The organism is Pseudomonas sp. S2_A02 (assembly GCF_054668495.1).
The window spans coordinates 461,131-476,527 of the sequence record NZ_CP162776.1; the positions used below are offsets into that span (position 1 = coordinate 461,131).

Sequence of the window (15,397 nt, forward strand, 5' to 3'; positions counted from 1 at the left end):
GAGCCCGTCACGCACACTCGACACACCCATGACCAGTCTCAACGGCGAGTGACCTGAACATCTTTCATGCTAGCGCAAGCTCAGGCAGTCATAACGTTGGTGGGACGTCCGGTCTGTCTTGCAGCTGATCCTTCCCCCATAGACGCTCATTGGAAAACGCCAGCAATCACCGCAGCTTCAGCGGATCGACCAGTTCAGCGGCGATGGCCATGCCCACCAGGTCCGGCAAGGTATTGGCCTGCATGCGTTTCATCACCCGCGAACGATACAGGTCGACGGTTTTCGCACTGACGCCCAGTTGCTCGGCGATCTCGCGGGTGGTGTAACCCTGGACCAGCGGCAGCAAGACATCGCGCTCCCGTGGGGTCAGTGTCAGCAAGCGCGCCTGCAAGGCTTCGTGCCCCTGATTGCCCGAGCGGCTTGCCGCGCAGTTGCTGAGCGCTTGTTGCACGCTGTCCAGCAGCAATTGCTCGTTGTAGGGCTTCTCGATGAAGTCATGGGCGCCCGCCTTGAAGGCGCGAACCACGATCGGCACATCCGCGTGCCCGCTGACGAAAATGATCGGCAGGTTCAGCTCACGTGCGCGCATTTCTTCCTGCACGTTCAAACCGCCCATGCCGGGCATGCGAACATCAAGCAGCACGCAGGCATCAAGACTCGAATCACAGGCATTGAGAAACTCCACGCCACTGGTAAACGGCAAGGCTTTGAGCCCTACCGACTCCAACAACCAGACTGTCGAATCGAGCATGCCTTGGTCATCGTCGACCACATACACCACGTGCTCCGTCACACCTGCCATTACGTTATTCCTGTTGTTTTGTTGGGCCGGCCAGCGGCAAACGGCAGCACATCAGCAGCCCGACAGGTTGGCGTCGGGCCTGTAATTCACCACCAAAACCTTCGATGATGCTGCGGCTCATGGACAAGCCAAGCCCCAGGCCATCGGCCTTGCTGGTATAGAACGGGGTAAATATCTGCTCCAGTTCGGGTTCGCTGACGCCTGGCCCCTGGTCTTGCACGCTGATTTCCACGGTTGCACCACCGCCCTGCCCCGCAGCCATCACGATCAGCGAGGGTTGCCCCGGATGTTGTTCGCGGTTGGCATCGATGGCATTTCGCAAGAGATTGAGCAGGACCTGCTCCAGCAGCACTCGGTCGGCATAAATCGGCGGCAGATTATCCGGTAGGCGATCCTCGATTGTCACTTGGCAATTGCTCGCCTCCCAGGCACATAAACGCACGGCCTCGCGGGCGACCTCGGTGAAATTCAAGGCCTGCATGCGGCGTTGCCCCTTGCGCAGAAACGCCCGCAAACGTCTGATCACTTCTGAAGCATGAGTGGCATGATGGGTAATGCGCTCCAGCCCTTGCGCCACTTTGGCGGCGGCCTGGGGGTTGGAATCCAGCGTTTGTAAATAGCGCTGGCTGGCATTGGCGTAATTGACGACCGCCGCCAATGGCTGGTTGATTTCGTGAGCGATGCCCGAGGCCAATTCTCCCAGAGTGACCAACCGCGCGGTGTGCGCCAGTTCGTCCTGATGGCGGCGCTGTTGCACTTCACGTAGTTCACGCTCGGTCATGTCCCGCGCCACCAACGAGTAGTAGCGCTCGCCGCCGGCCGAACGGTGCGCCAGCAGCACCAGCGATACCGGCACTGAAGTGCCGCCTCCCGGTGGCTGCAATCGCGCATCGGTGCTCCAGACGCCGTCGCGCTCGGCACTATTCCAGCCATCACGCTGCAGACGTGCCAGATCGCCGCTGGCGAACAACGTTGCCAGGGCTGGCATCGGTTGTTGCTCGTCGATCCCCAGGATGCGCCGCGCCGCTGGGTTGAGGTAAGTGACGTGCCCCTCGGGGTCGATGAACAACACAGGATCGGTGTTGGCCTCGACGACTTCCGCCAGGCGTCGCTTGTTCTCCTCGGCGTGCACCCGGGCGGTAATGTCCCGGGACACGCTGACCACTTCCACCACCGCCCCGGTATAGGTCTCACGAATCGCCCGGCTGGCGGTTTCAAACCATAGGTAATGCCCATCCCGATGGCGAATCCGATACGTCATCGTGTGGTAACCGTCCTGCTCCAGGGCGTCCCGCGCGCGCTGTACCAGGCTGGCCAGGTCCTGACCATGGAACAAGCCTTGGGCCATTTGCCCGCGCAACTCCTCCGGCCAGTAACCGAGCAATGTCCAGGACGCCGGCGAGGCATCGAGAAAGCGCCCGTCGGGTGTGTGTCGGGAAATCAGGTCGGTGGTGTTTTCAATGATCAGCCGGTACAGCCGCCGTGCCGTGGCCGCTTCACGCTCGGCCAGCACTTGTGCCGTGGCATCGCGACACCGGGCGAGCACACGGTTGTCCTGCGGATCGGGAATAAACGTCCAGATCAGGATCTGCGCTTCGAATTGGGCTTCGACCCCTTCGATGGCGCGTTGCTGGTCCAGGCAGGCGCGTACCAGCACCCGGTGATTGACCGGTAAAAAACCCAGCACATCGGTCAGCGGCTTTTCGGCCAGCAACGCCAGCAGCGCCGCGTTGAACTCCTGCGGCTTGCCCTGCGCATCGAGCAACAGACTCGGTTGCGGGTCGTGCCCCAACAGCGGTGAGCCGCGCAGCATGCCGTTGATGCTGCTCAGCAACGTCGTCAGCAAGTCCTGCACCCAACCCAGCCAATCAAGACTCACGCCCTCACACACTTCCACCAGCAACAACCCCGCCTGCCCCGGTTGCAACGCCAGATCAAACACCTGGCCATGGCTGATAGCGGCCCGGCGCAGTCGGCCGGCCAGCCAACAATCGAGTTGACGCACTTGAGCCAGATCCAGCCGCCCCGCTTCGGCCAGCCGATCAAACAGCCGCTGATCGCTGGCCAGCGAAGGGTCGCCCAGTCCCGGAGGAAAATGCTGGGCGGCGCCCTCGTGGCTGTAAATCCGCGCATTGGGTTGCCAACTCAAATAAACCGCCCGGCGCACCTCGGGGCAATCCTGCAGCGCACGGCACAACGCATCGGCCCGAGCGGCCAGAGACACGCCCTCGCGCTGCAGGCGCAACCAGCTGTGCAATCGAACGGGAGTCAGGGTCATCACAGGTCCGCTTCGTTGGGGAGGCCAAGGATATACCGGCGTTTGCGGTGTCACTTTATTCATTTAGTCCGGCAAGAATCAAATATAGTACATATCCTATATTACGTAGGTTGTACTTCCATATGGGTAGCTGAATGTTATATAAAACAGGCCGGACATAAAAGGCGACCTCAGCGGCTACGCTGCAAGGTCACCTATAGAGCTAACAATCAGCCACCGAGTACCCGTACATGTCGATCTATGAACAAGGGCTAAGCCCTGCGGCTGTCAACCATATTGCCTTGTCTCCGCTCAGCTTCATCGAGCGCACCGCCAGCGTTTACCCACACTATCCCGCCGTCATCCATGGCTCGATCCGCCGCACCTGGGCGCAGACCTATACCCGCTGCCGCCGTCTGGCCTCGGCGCTGGCCGGTCGCGGCATCGGCAAGAACGACACCGTGGCGGTGATGCTGCCGAACATTCCCGAGATGCTCGAAGTGCACTTCGGCGTGCCGATGATTGGCGCGGTGCTCAACCCGCTCAACGTGCGTCTGGATGCCGAAGCCATTGCCTTCATGCTGCAGCATGGCGAAGCCAAGGTGCTGATTACCGACCGTGAGTTCCATGATGTGATTCACGCGGCGATCGGCATGCTGGATCACCCGCCATTGGTCATCGACGTTAATGATCTGGAGTACGGTGAAGGCCAGGCTGTCAGCGATCTGGACTATGAAGCGCTGTTGGCCGAAGGCGACCCGGCCTTTGCCTGGCAGTGGCCCGATGATGAATGGCAAGCCATCTCGCTGAATTACACCTCCGGCACCACCGGCAACCCCAAAGGCGTGGTTTACCACCATCGCGGTGCTTACCTGAACTCATTGGGCAACCAGATGACCTGGGCCATGGGTAACCATCCGGTGTACCTCTGGACCCTGCCGATGTTCCATTGCAACGGTTGGTGCTACCCGTGGATCGTCACCGCCATGGCCGGTGTGCATGTGTTTTTGCGCCGCGTCGATCCACAGAAAATCCTCACACTGATCCGCGAGCATCAGGTTACCCATCTGTGCGCTGCCCCGATCGTGCTCAATGCCTTGGTCAACATGCCGGAATCGGCTAAAGCTGCTATCGATCATCCAGTCAACGCGATGGTCGCCGGCGCCGCACCGCCGGCCAAAGTGATTGGTGCCGTGGAACAAATGGGCATCAAGGTCACCCACGTCTATGGCCTGACCGAAACCTATGGCCCGGTGACGCTCTGCGCCTGGCATGCCGAATGGGATGAGTTGCCGCTCGACGAAAGAGCGCAAATCAAATCCCGTCAGGGCGTGCGCTACCCGACGCTCGAAGGTGTGATGGTTGGCGATTCGAAGACGCTGGAGCCGACCCCGCGAGACGGTCAGACCATCGGTGAGATCTTCATGCGCGGTAACACCGTGATGAAGGGCTACCTGAAGAACCCGACCGCCACAGCCGAAGCGTTCGACGGCGGCTGGTTCCACACCGGCGACCTGGCGGTGTGTCATCCCAACGGTTATGTCGAGATCAAGGACCGACTCAAGGACATCATCATTTCCGGTGGTGAGAACATTTCCACCATCGAACTGGAAGGTGTGCTCTATCGCCATCCAGCCGTCATGGAAGCGGCCGTCGTCGCCCGTCCCGACGAGAAATGGGGCGAAACGCCCTGCGCCTTTGTCACATTGAAGGCTGATCACCAGGACGTTCGCGAGGCCGACATCATCAGTTTCTGCCGCGAACACCTGGCCGGTTTCAAAGTCCCGCGCACCGTGATTTTCACCCTGCTGCCGAAGACTTCAACCGGCAAGATCCAGAAGTACGTTCTGCGCGACAGGGCCAAAGCGCTCTAACCGAATCGACGTTGCACCCACCCGGCGGCAGGTGCTTTACCTGCCGCTTCGGGCTCGTGCAGGCTGAATTTGGCCCTGCCCCTGACCTACACGCTGATAACAAAAACAATGTGGAGCCACCCATGATCGACATTCATTCAACCGACACCCAACGCTGTGAACGCATTCGGTCCAACCCCAAATTTCTTCAATTGGTGAGCAGCCGTTCGCGCCTGGCCTGGTCGCTGAGTGCTGCCGTACTCGGCACCTACTACGCGTTCATGCTGGTGGTGGCATTTGCCCCGCAGTGGCTGCACGCGCCGATCGCCGAGCATCGGATGTTGACCCTGGGCATGCCGGTTGGCGCGGCGATCATCATTTTTTCCTGGTTGCTGACCGGTTGGTACGTCTACAGCGCCAACACACGTTTCGACGCACTGGGCGCCGCCATTCTCGAGGAGAGCAAGTGATGACTCTGCTGCGTAAACTTCTCCTCGCCGCCGCCGGGCTATTGCCGGCCTCCGTTGTGATGGCTGCACCCACGTTGGGTGCGGTGGAAAAACAGCCGCTCAACCTGCATGCGATCGGCATGTTCTTCGTCTTCGTACTGGGCACATTGGCCATCACTTGGTGGGCCGCACGGCAAACCAGATCCACGTCTGATTTCTACACCGCTGGCGGTGGTATCACCGGGTTTCAGAATGGTCTGGCAATTGCCGGTGACTACATGTCCGCCGCTACGCTGCTTGGGCTGTCCAGCCTGGTGTTCGCCAAGGGCTACGATGGCTTCATCTATACCATCGGCTTCTTCGTTGGCTGGCCGATCATCACCTTCCTGATGGCTGAGCGCTTGCGCAACCTGGGGCGCTACACCTTTGCCGACATCGTTTCCTATCGCCTGGACCAGAACAAAGTGCGGATCTTCGCCGCCTTCGGTTCGCTGACGGTGGTGTGTTGCTACCTGATCGTGCAGATGGTCGGTGCTGGTCAGTTGATCAAGTTGCTGTTTGGCCTCGACTACCCGGTAGCCGTGGTGATCGTCGGCGCGCTGATGTTGGTGTATGTGATTTTCGGCGGCATGATCGCCACCACCTGGGTGCAAATCATCAAGGCCGTGCTGCTGCTTGCCGGCGGCACGACTTTGGCATTCATGGCCATGTCGCAGTTCGGCTTCAGCTACGAAACCCTGGCGAGCAAAGCCGTCCAGGCGCACGCCAGTGGCTGGAACATCATGGGCCCCGGCTCAATGCTCGCCGACCCGATCAACACCGCTTCGATGTCGCTGGGTCTGGTGTTCGGGATTGCCGGCCTGCCGCACATTCTGATGCGTTTCTTCACCGTGCCTAACGCCAAGGAAGCGCGCAAATCGGTGTTCTACGCTACCGGTTTCATCGGCTTCTTCTTCCTGGTGGTATGCACCCTGGGCTTCACCGCGATGGTGATCATCGGCACCGACCCGCAGTACTACGTCAATGGCGAAGTCGGCGGCACCTTGATTGGTGGCGGCAACATGGTCGCCATGCACTTGGCCAAAGCGGTCGGTGGCAATCTGTTCTTTGGTTTCCTCTCGGCCGTGGCCTTCGCCACCATCCTTGCGGTGGTCTCCGGGCTGGCCCTGGCTGGTGCTTCGGCGATTTCCCATGACCTCTACGCCACGGTGTTCAAGAAGGGTAAAGCCAGCGAGAAACAGGAAATGCGCGTGACCCGCATGGCCACCGTAGGCCTTGGCATCATCGCGATTCTGCTGGGCATTCTGTTCGAGAAGATGAACGTCGCGTTCCTGGTGGGCCTGACCTTCGGTATCGCAGCGTCGACCAATTTCCCGGTGTTGATCATGGCCATGTACTGGAAAGGCTTGACCACCAAAGGCGCAATCATCGGCGGTTTCGCCGGGCTGATCTGCGCGCTGGTTCTGGTGATCCTCTCGCCAGCGGTCTGGGTCACCGTGCTCGGCCATGCACAGGCGATCTTCCCGTACGACCACCCGGCGCTGTTCTCCATGCCACTGGCGTTCTTGGTGATCGTCGTGGTGTCAAAACTCGACCGCAGTGTGCGGGCCGACAAGGAGCGTGACGCTTACGCCGACCAGTTTGTCCGCGCCCAGACCGGCCTCGGTGCCGCCAGCGCTTCCAGCCATTGATTGAAAGGGCACGGCCCTCCCAAGCGGCGCCGTGTCCATCGCACACCCTTTTGAGGTTCACGTTATGCCCGAATTCAACGCCCCGCTGCGCGATATGCGCTTTGTATTGCATGAAGTGTTCGATGCCCCGGCCTTGTGGGCACGCTTGCCCGCCCTGGCCGACAGTGTCGACGCCGCCACCGCTGACGCCATTCTTGAGGAGGCGGCCAAAGTCACCTCGCACCTGATTGCGCCATTAAATCGCAGTGGCGACGAGGAAGGCGCCCAGTGGGCCGACGGCCAAGTCAGCACGCCGATCGGTTTCAAACAGGCTTATGCCACCTACATCGAAGGTGGCTGGGTCGGTCTTTCCGGCAACGCCGATTTCGGCGGCATGGGCATGCCGAAGATGCTCGCCGTGCAGTTCGAAGAAATGCTCTACGGCGCCAATTCCAGCTTCGCGCTGTATTCGGCGTTGAGTTCCGGTGCCTGCCTGGCGCTGGATGCCCACGCCAGTGACACCCTGAAAAACCTCTACCTGCCGCCGATGTACGAAGGCCGCTGGGCCGGTTCCATGTGCCTGACCGAAGCCCACGCAGGCACCGATCTGGGGATTATCCGCACCCGCGCCGAACCCCGGGCCGACGGCAGCTTCAGCATCACCGGCAGCAAGATCTTCATCACCGGTGGTGACCAGGACCTGACCGAAAACATTGTGCATCTGGTGCTGGCCAAACTTCCGGACGCACCTGCGGGGCCCAAAGGTATCTCGCTGTTTGTCGTCCCCAAAGTGCTGGTCAATGCCGACGGTTCCCTCGGCGATGCCAACGCTGTGAGTTGCGGTTCGATCGAACACAAGATGGGCATCAAGGCCTCGGCCACCTGCGTGATGAACTTCGACGGCGCCAGCGGCTGGCTGGTCGGCGAAGCCAACAAAGGCCTGGCAGCGATGTTCACCATGATGAACTACGAGCGCTTGTCCATCGGCATTCAGGGCATTGGCTGCGCCGAAGCGTCCTATCAGAGCGCCGTCGCCTATGCGCGTGAACGTGTTCAGAGTCGGGCGCCGACCGGTGCTATTGCTCCGGACAAAGTGGCCGACCCGATCATCGTCCACCCTGATGTGCGCCGCATGCTGCTGAGCATGAAAGCCATGACCGAGGGCGGCCGCGCGTTCGCCAGTTATGTCGGACAGCAACTGGACCTGGCGAAGTTTTCCGATGACGCCAAGGAACGCGACAGCGCGCAAACCCTGGTCGCGCTGCTCACGCCGGTGGCCAAGGCGTTCTTCACCGATACCGGCCTGGAAAGCTGCATCAACGGCCAGCAAGTGTTCGGCGGCCATGGCTACATCCGCGAATGGGGCCAGGAACAATTGGTCCGCGACGTGCGCATCGCGCAAATCTACGAAGGCACCAACGGCATTCAGGCCCTGGACTTGCTTGGACGCAAAGTGCTCGCCGATAAGGGCTCCGCGCTGCGCCAGTTCACCGGCGAGATCCGCCATTTCGCCCATCAGCCCGACGCGCCCTACTCCGCTCAACTGTTCGATGCCGTGCAGCGTCTGGAAGACCTGAGCGACTGGCTGCAGGACCAGGCGACCACCAATCGCAACGAAGTCGGCGCTGCTTCGGTGGAGTATTTGCACCTGTTCGGTTACGTCGCTTATGCCTGGCTTTGGGCACGCATGGCGCAGGTTGCCAAGCAGAAGCTGCCCGAAGATGCAGGGTTTTATGGCGCTAAGATCGCCACCGCCGACTTCTACATCCACCGCTTGCTGCCGCGCATTTTGAGCCTGGAGCAATCCATCCGCGCGGGCAGTGCCTCCTTGTTTGGCCTGAGCGCCGAACAGTTCTAACGATTGAACCCACGCGGCGCCACGCTCCTCTCTTTTTGGCGTTCGCGTTTTTTATTGATAAGCCCTCGCCCACTTGGCGAGGGCCGCGGGACCTGTCTTTCCATAATAAAAACAAAGGGGCTTCACCATGGACCGCAACACCCGCATCCACGCTACCCGGCTATTGCTGGCCGGCGGCATCATCAGCCTCTCGGCCCCCGCCGCTGCCGACTTTGTCAAAGACAGCAAGGCCAGCCTGGAACTACGCAACTTTTACTTCAACCGCGACTATCGTCAGACCAACGCTCCCCAATCCAAGCAAGAGGAATGGGCACAGGGTTTCCTGCTGCGCTATGAATCGGGATTCACCGAAGGGTTGATCGGTGTCGGTTTCGATGCCATCGGACTGGTCGGCGTCAAGCTCGATTCCAGCCCTGATCGCGCAGGCTCCGGCCTGCTCAAACGCCACCGCGACACGAGCAAAGGGGCTCAGGACGAGTACGGCGAACTGGGCCTGACCGCCAAAGTGCGTGCATCAAAAAGCACACTGAAACTCGGCACGCTGCTGCCGAAACTGCCGACGGTACTGGCCAACGATTCACGGCTGTTGCCACAAACCTTCGAGGGCGGTCAGCTGACGTCGCTGGAAATCGAAGGCCTGACGGTGGATGCCGGGCGACTGACGCAAGTCAATCAGCGCGACTCCTCGGACTACGAGGACATGGGTATCACCCGCACCGGCGCCAAGGGCATCACCACACGTCATCTCGATAGCGACAGCTTCGATTTCGCCAGCCTGAACTTCAAATGGACCAGCAACCTCGCCACGGGCTACAGCTATGGTCATCTCGACAAATTCTACAGCCAGCACCTGGTCAACCTGACCTACGTGTTGCCGGTCACAACCGGCCAGTCGCTGAAGACGGATCTGCGCTTCGCTCGCTCCACGGACGATGGTGGCAGTAATGTCGATAACAATGCCATCGGCGCGATGTTCACCTACAGCCTCGGCGGGCATGCGTTGGGCCTGGGTTATCAAGGCATGAGCGGCGACACCGGCTACGCCTACGTCAACGGCACCGATGCGTTTCTGGTGAACTTCGTGCAGATCGGCGACTTCGCCAGCAAGGACGAAAAATCCTGGCAGGCGCGTTACGACTACAACTTTGCGGCAATTGGCGTTCCGGGACTGACCTTCATGACCCGTTACCTCACCGGCGACAATATCGATCTGGGCGGCACCCGCCCGCAAGGCAAGGAATGGGAGCGCGATACTGACATCGGCTATGTCGTGCAGAGCGGGCCATTAAAGAATGTCGGGGTGAAATGGCGTAACGCGACAGTTCGCTCGACCAACTTTGGCAGCGACCTGGATGAAAACCGCCTGATCGTCAGCTACACCTTGCCGATCTGGTAAGACCCGCAATGATCGTTCCCACGCGCAGCAAAGGAATGCATCAATGGACGCTCTGCGTCCGCTCTTGGGAAGCGGAGCGTCCCGGGCTGCATTCCCACGCAGAGCGTGGGAACGATCATCCTCGGCAGTGGGCCAGAGTAGGTTAAGATGCCTGCAAACCAGGCCCGCGCGAGACGCCCCGCATGACTGATACCACCCCCCGCCTGATCAAGAAGTACCCCAATCGCCGACTGTATGACACCCACACCAGCAGTCATTTGACGCTGGCGGACATACGCCAGTTGGTGGTCGACAAAATTGCCTTCCAGGTGGTCGATGCCAAGAGCGGCGAGGATCTGACGCGCAGCATCTTGCTGCAAGTGATTCTGGAAGCCGAAAGCGGCGGTGAGCCGATCTTCACCAGCGATATGCTGATGGGGATTATCCAATTCTACGGCCCTTATCAGGGCGTACTCGCCAGTTACCTGGACAAAAGCATCCAGACCGTAATCGACATCCAGTCCCAGACCGGTGCGCAATCCTCCGAAGCCTGGAGCACCTTCATGCACCAGCAAGCGCCGGTGATGCAGGACCTGATGCGGCAATATGTCGACCAGTCCAAGGCGCTGTACCTGAACACCCAAAACCTGTTCGGCATGTTTGGCGGCAAGCCCGGTGCCGATAACGGAAAGAAAAAAATGGCGATGGGGAATAAACCCATCGCCATCGGTGCCGCTGATCCAGTGTGACTTACTTATTACCGCTGGTAGCCTTGGTGCTTGCTTCTGGAGCAGCTTTAGTGCCCGCAGCAGTCGCTGCCTCGAAACCACTCTGAGCCACATCGGCAGCCTGTTTTACGGCTTTCTGTGCGCTTTCGAACACAGTACCGGCATTCGCCAGGCCCGACTTGAACGCGGCCACAACAGGCTCGGAGCCGGCCGGTGCATTCTTGCTGATCGTTTCAACGAACTCTTGCATCTGCTGGGTGCCCGCTTCGACCTGACTCGAGGTCAATTTGGCGATGTCCGACTGAGTACCCACGATCAGTGCTTGAACCTGACGATTGAATTCGGCCAGGCGTTCGGTTTGCGCGCTCGGCTGGGTGAAAGAAGCCTGCAGCTCGGCGAAACCTTGTGGATCACGGACGGCCAGCAGCTTGCGAACACCTTCGAACTGCTCCTCGGTGGAGTCGCGCAGTGCCTTGAACTGCAACTGGCTGAGCTGTTCAACGCTGGCGAAGACTTTGCCGCTGATTTGCTGCAAAAGGTCGAGGTTGGCTTGCTGAGCGGTTTGCAGTTTTTCCGAATTGAAAAAAGACATGCTTGAATCTCCTTGTGCTGGAAGGCCCTGATGAGCCTGAGGACGCGATAGCGATCCGGTCAGTCATCGCGTTAGCCTTGATATTGCAGTGCACAAAACCATTTGGCAACGTCTATTTTTGTGCGGTGCAAAATAAACGTTGCTAACGCCCTTCTTATTCGCTGTAGACTCCTGCTCATCGAACGGCCAGCCTAGCCCTCTTTAACTAAAGGGTTTAGATGCACAGGTTCCCATGCATAGCAGCAGGAGATCACCATGGGTCAGGAAGCACATATTGCGCTGCAAGATGAAGAGCGTAGCGACCCCGCCGGCTTGTTCGAACACCTTGGTCATCTGCAACGCCTCAATACCCATAACGTCCTCGACGCCGTGCAGAAGCGCCAGGCAAAAACTTTCGCGCCTTTAAGCCTTGGGCAACTCAGACAGCCGACACCGGCTGACTGGCAGGAATACTTCACTGACCTTGGCCAGCGCAGCGTGCTGTTCTGGGACACCTTGCGTCAGCGCGGCGACAACACCCTGGCCCACGAACGCGCCGGGTATCCGCTGCTGCTCAAGTTCAATCATCAAACGCTGGTCGCTGGTGAAGACCTGCCTCGTGCGGTCAACTATTCGTTGTTGCAAATCCTCGGCGACCCGGGGCAACAGATCGACAGCAAAAAACAGCCCGTGATCATCATTGACCCCCGCGGCGGTCACGGCTCGGGGATCGGCGGTTTCAAACAGGATTCGGTCATCGGCGAAAGCCTGAGAGCCGGCCATCCCACCTACTTCATCGCCTTCAGTCACTCGCCACGCCCAGGGCAAACCCTTGCCGATATCACAGACGCCCAGGCACGGTTCATCGAAGTCGTCAGCACTCGGCATCCGGACAGCGCCAAACCTGTCGTCATCGGTAACTGCCAAGCGGGCTGGGCGTTAATGGGCCTGGCGGCCACTCGGCCGGAATTGCCAGGGCTGATCATCGTCAACGGTGCGCCATTGTCGTACTGGGCCGGCGTCAATGGCCGCAATCCGATGCGCTACACCGGCGGTTTGCTGGGCGGTGGCTGGATGGCGCGCCTGGGGAGCGACCTTGGTAATGAGCGTTTCGACGGCACCTGGCTGGTGAGCAATTTCGAAAACCTGGACCCGGCCAACACCTATTGGGGCAAGTACTACCACCTGTTCAGCGAAGTCGACAGCGAGGCCGCACGCTTTCTGGATTTCGAACGCTGGTGGGGCAGCCCGACCCTGCTCAATAGCGAAGAGATCGAGATGATTGTCGACGACCTGTTCATCGGTAATCAGCTGTCCGGTGGCCTGGGGCGCAAGAGCAGCGGGCTCGACCTCAAATTGATCGAAGTGCCGGTGGTGGTGTTCTGTTCCTATGGCGACAACATCACCTCCCCGCAGCAGGCACTGGACTGGATCACCGACGTCTATCCCAGCGATCTTGCGTTGCAAAATGCCGGACGCACCATCGTTTACCTGCGGCATGCGAGCATCGGTCACCTGGGTATCTTCGTGTCCGGTGAAGTGGCGCGGCGTGAGCACCGCGAGTTGCTGGGTGCGGTCGATGCGATCAATGCGCTGCCGGCCGGGCTGTACGAAATGCTGATCGGCGACCTGCCGGAGCACTCGGCGACGGCGTATACCGTGCGTTTCGAGCCCCGGCGTATCGCCGACATTCATGGCCAGGTGCAGCCGCCCCGTGATGACGATCGCGAATTCGCGCTGGTGCAACGCGCGTCCGCCATCAACAACAGCGTGTACGACGAATTCATACGTCCGTGGTTGCGCCAACTGATTAACGAACCGAGCGCCGAAATGCTGCGCCGTGCGCACCCGTTCCATCAGCAGCAAGTGGCCTGGAGCAGTTTGAACCCGGCGCTGTGGTGGCTGGCTGGCAGTGCCGCTCAAGTGAGCAAGGATCGTCACCCCGCCAGCCAGAAAAACCCGTTACTGGTCTGGCAGGAACTGTTTTCCAACCAGGTGCAGGACGCCTTGAACGGCTATCGGGACCTGCGTGATGCGGCTCACGAAATGTGTTTCTACGGCGTGTATGGCGTGCTCAATAGCCTCGCCGGCAATGCACCCGGTCGAAATCTGCAGGAACACGCCAAGCAGCACGACCAGGTTCTGATCGAGCGCCTGCAGGATGCCTTGCCCCTTGGCGGTCTGATGGAAGCCTTGATACGGATCCTGTTCCTGCTGGGCCGCGACAGCGACGAACCGGGCAAGGAAAGCGTCGAGAAATTGATCCTGCAGCTGCAGGTGCTGCTCCAGGATTACAGTGCCAAGCCGCTTGATTTGCGCGAAACCCTGCGTCTGCAAAAACTGCTGGTCGCCACCCACCCGCAAGAAAGCCTGCACAGCCTGCCCTTGATGCTGATTGAGGCCCAAGAGCGCCAACAAGTGCTGGCGGCCGTCGCCAACTTGCTGCCCGAACTGCTGACCAGTGGCGCAAACAACCCATGCTGGTGTGAGCTGCACACGCTACTCGACGTTCCGCTGCCAGGCTTCAGCCTGACCCAACCACCCGGTGCAGCCGATGCCATCGAAGTGAAAGACCCTGCGATAGCGCCAGAGCCGATCAAGCAAGCCATCCCGGTGGTCATCCCTGAGCCGATCAAGCAGAAATTTCCCGCATCGACCCCTGACCCCATCGCCAAGGTGGCGAGTGCGGTGCGCAAACCTGCCAAGGGCAATAAAGCCGTAAAAAAACCTCCGGTGAAATAACCTGAACGTCGACGGGAGGCCGTGTCAGACCGGCATTGTCTCCTTGATCCCGAACGATTCATCGGCCCGATATTGACCGGGTGTCATGCCAAACCAGCGGCTGCAGGCTTTGTTGAAGCTGCTGTGATCATGAAAACCAAGGAGATAGGCCACATGCTTCATGTTGAAATGAGAATGGCGCAGATAAAAATCGGCCAGTTGCCTGCGTACGGCATTCAGTACGTCCTTGAATTGGGTCCCGTCTTTTTCCAGGGCGCGTTGCAGTGTTCGCTTGCTGATGTTCAAGGCTGCAGCGATCGACTCCATGTCGCATGGCCCCTGCACCTGACTCAAGCGCTCGGTAACCATCGCCCGAATCCTGCCGACAATGGAAAAACCAAATAGCAGGTCCAGTTGCGCCTGGGCAAAGCTGTCATGCAGCACCGCCAACGCTTCATTGGCCATGCTCAAGGGACGCTGCAACTCCTCCCCGTCGAACACAATGCTGTCGTAGGCCGCGTCGAAATGCAGGTCGCATCCAAACAGCCGACGGTGTTCAGAGGTGTCTTCAGGTTCGGGATAAGTGAAATCCACACTCAAGGGCTGCACTGACTTGCTGCCCGCCAGCCAACGGCAAAACCCCAGCAATGACGCCAATCCGGCATCAGTGTATTGGCGTGGTTTGACCGAGCCGCTTTGTTGATGATCGAGTCCGGACAGTCGGTAGTTTTTCTGTTCCGGTAGAAGAAAAAGGCTGAATCCGGTGCCTATCAACGGACTGAAGCGAACCAGCCGCTCTAGCGCTTTTTTCAAATTGAGACTGGACAACATGGTGTAGCCGACGATCTGAAAAGTGCCGGGATTGAAGTTTCCGTAGGCTTTCAGACCGATGTCCGGATCACCCGAGGCCTGAGCAGCCAGGTCCCATAATCGATAGATCGCCCTTCGCTCGCAAAACGCTCCGGGTTTATTCGCGAGCTTCATGTCTAGTCCAGCCTCCCGACACAGACTGGCGACATCCAGTCCTTGAGCCGAAAGCGTATTCGCCAGCACGCTGGCATAACCTGAACTCATTCTGTACATGGCGTCCTCAATGACCTGTGGAACCGAACG

General features: G+C 59.5%; 11 protein-coding genes. 7 read left to right on the plus strand and 4 right to left on the minus strand.

Annotated features, from left to right (window positions below; all coding sequences use genetic code 11):
• Positions 1-166: 166 nt before the first annotated feature.
• Both AB4O41_RS01915 and AB4O41_RS01920 read right to left on the minus strand, forming a co-directional pair.
• Complete coding sequence (locus tag AB4O41_RS01915; protein ID WP_460145957.1) at positions 167-802, minus strand: response regulator transcription factor; 636 nt, start codon at positions 800-802, stop codon at positions 167-169.
• Positions 803-806: 4 nt separating this feature from the next.
• Positions 807-3,080 (minus strand): PAS domain-containing sensor histidine kinase, encoded by a 2,274-nt coding sequence (locus tag AB4O41_RS01920; RefSeq protein ID WP_460145958.1) that lies wholly within the window; start codon positions 3,078-3,080, stop codon positions 807-809.
• 230 nt (positions 3,081-3,310) lie between these two features.
• Between AB4O41_RS01920 and AB4O41_RS01925 the strand changes: the two genes are divergently transcribed.
• The 6 genes from AB4O41_RS01925 to phaR all read left to right on the plus strand — a co-directional run bounded on the left by AB4O41_RS01925 (position 3,311) and on the right by phaR (position 11,013).
• A complete protein-coding gene (locus AB4O41_RS01925; protein ID WP_460145959.1) occupies positions 3,311-4,933 on the plus strand; it encodes an acyl-CoA synthetase in 1,623 nt (540 codons plus the stop codon).
• 122 nt (positions 4,934-5,055) lie between these two features.
• Positions 5,056-5,382, plus strand: coding sequence for a DUF485 domain-containing protein (locus tag AB4O41_RS01930; RefSeq protein WP_048393398.1), 327 nt, complete (start codon positions 5,056-5,058; stop codon positions 5,380-5,382).
• On the plus strand, positions 5,382-7,052 hold the full coding sequence (locus AB4O41_RS01935; RefSeq protein WP_460145960.1) for a cation acetate symporter: 1,671 nt from the start codon (positions 5,382-5,384) through the stop codon (positions 7,050-7,052). Before AB4O41_RS01930 ends, AB4O41_RS01935 begins: the two co-directional genes overlap by 1 nt.
• 64 nt (positions 7,053-7,116) lie before the next feature.
• The gene (locus AB4O41_RS01940) at positions 7,117-8,889 is read left to right on the plus strand and encodes an acyl-CoA dehydrogenase C-terminal domain-containing protein (protein WP_460145961.1); all 1,773 of its coding nucleotides are present in this window, start codon (positions 7,117-7,119) and stop codon (positions 8,887-8,889) included.
• A gap of 127 nt (positions 8,890-9,016) precedes the next feature.
• Positions 9,017-10,285 carry an OprD family porin gene (locus tag AB4O41_RS01945; RefSeq protein ID WP_460145962.1) on the plus strand — a complete coding sequence of 423 codons (1,269 nt, stop codon included), beginning with the start codon at positions 9,017-9,019 and terminating at the stop codon, positions 10,283-10,285.
• A gap of 182 nt (positions 10,286-10,467) precedes the next feature.
• Positions 10,468-11,013: a polyhydroxyalkanoate synthesis repressor PhaR gene (gene phaR / locus AB4O41_RS01950; protein WP_460145963.1), complete on the plus strand. Its 546-nt coding sequence runs from the start codon at positions 10,468-10,470 to the stop codon at positions 11,011-11,013.
• Between the two features lies 1 nt (position 11,014).
• On the opposite strand, the gene phaP is transcribed toward phaR, so the two are convergent.
• Positions 11,015-11,584 (minus strand): TIGR01841 family phasin, encoded by a 570-nt coding sequence (gene phaP / locus AB4O41_RS01955; protein ID WP_460145964.1) that lies wholly within the window; start codon positions 11,582-11,584, stop codon positions 11,015-11,017.
• Between the two features lie 255 nt (positions 11,585-11,839).
• Between phaP and AB4O41_RS01960 the strand changes: the two genes are divergently transcribed.
• A complete protein-coding gene (locus tag AB4O41_RS01960; RefSeq protein WP_460145965.1) occupies positions 11,840-14,305 on the plus strand; it encodes a DUF3141 domain-containing protein in 2,466 nt (821 codons plus the stop codon).
• A gap of 24 nt (positions 14,306-14,329) precedes the next feature.
• Here AB4O41_RS01960 and AB4O41_RS01965 read toward each other — a convergent pair whose 3' ends face one another.
• On the minus strand, positions 14,330-15,367 hold the full coding sequence (locus tag AB4O41_RS01965) for an AraC family transcriptional regulator (RefSeq protein WP_460145966.1): 1,038 nt from the start codon (positions 15,365-15,367) through the stop codon (positions 14,330-14,332).
• Between the last annotated feature and the right edge of the window lie 30 nt (positions 15,368-15,397).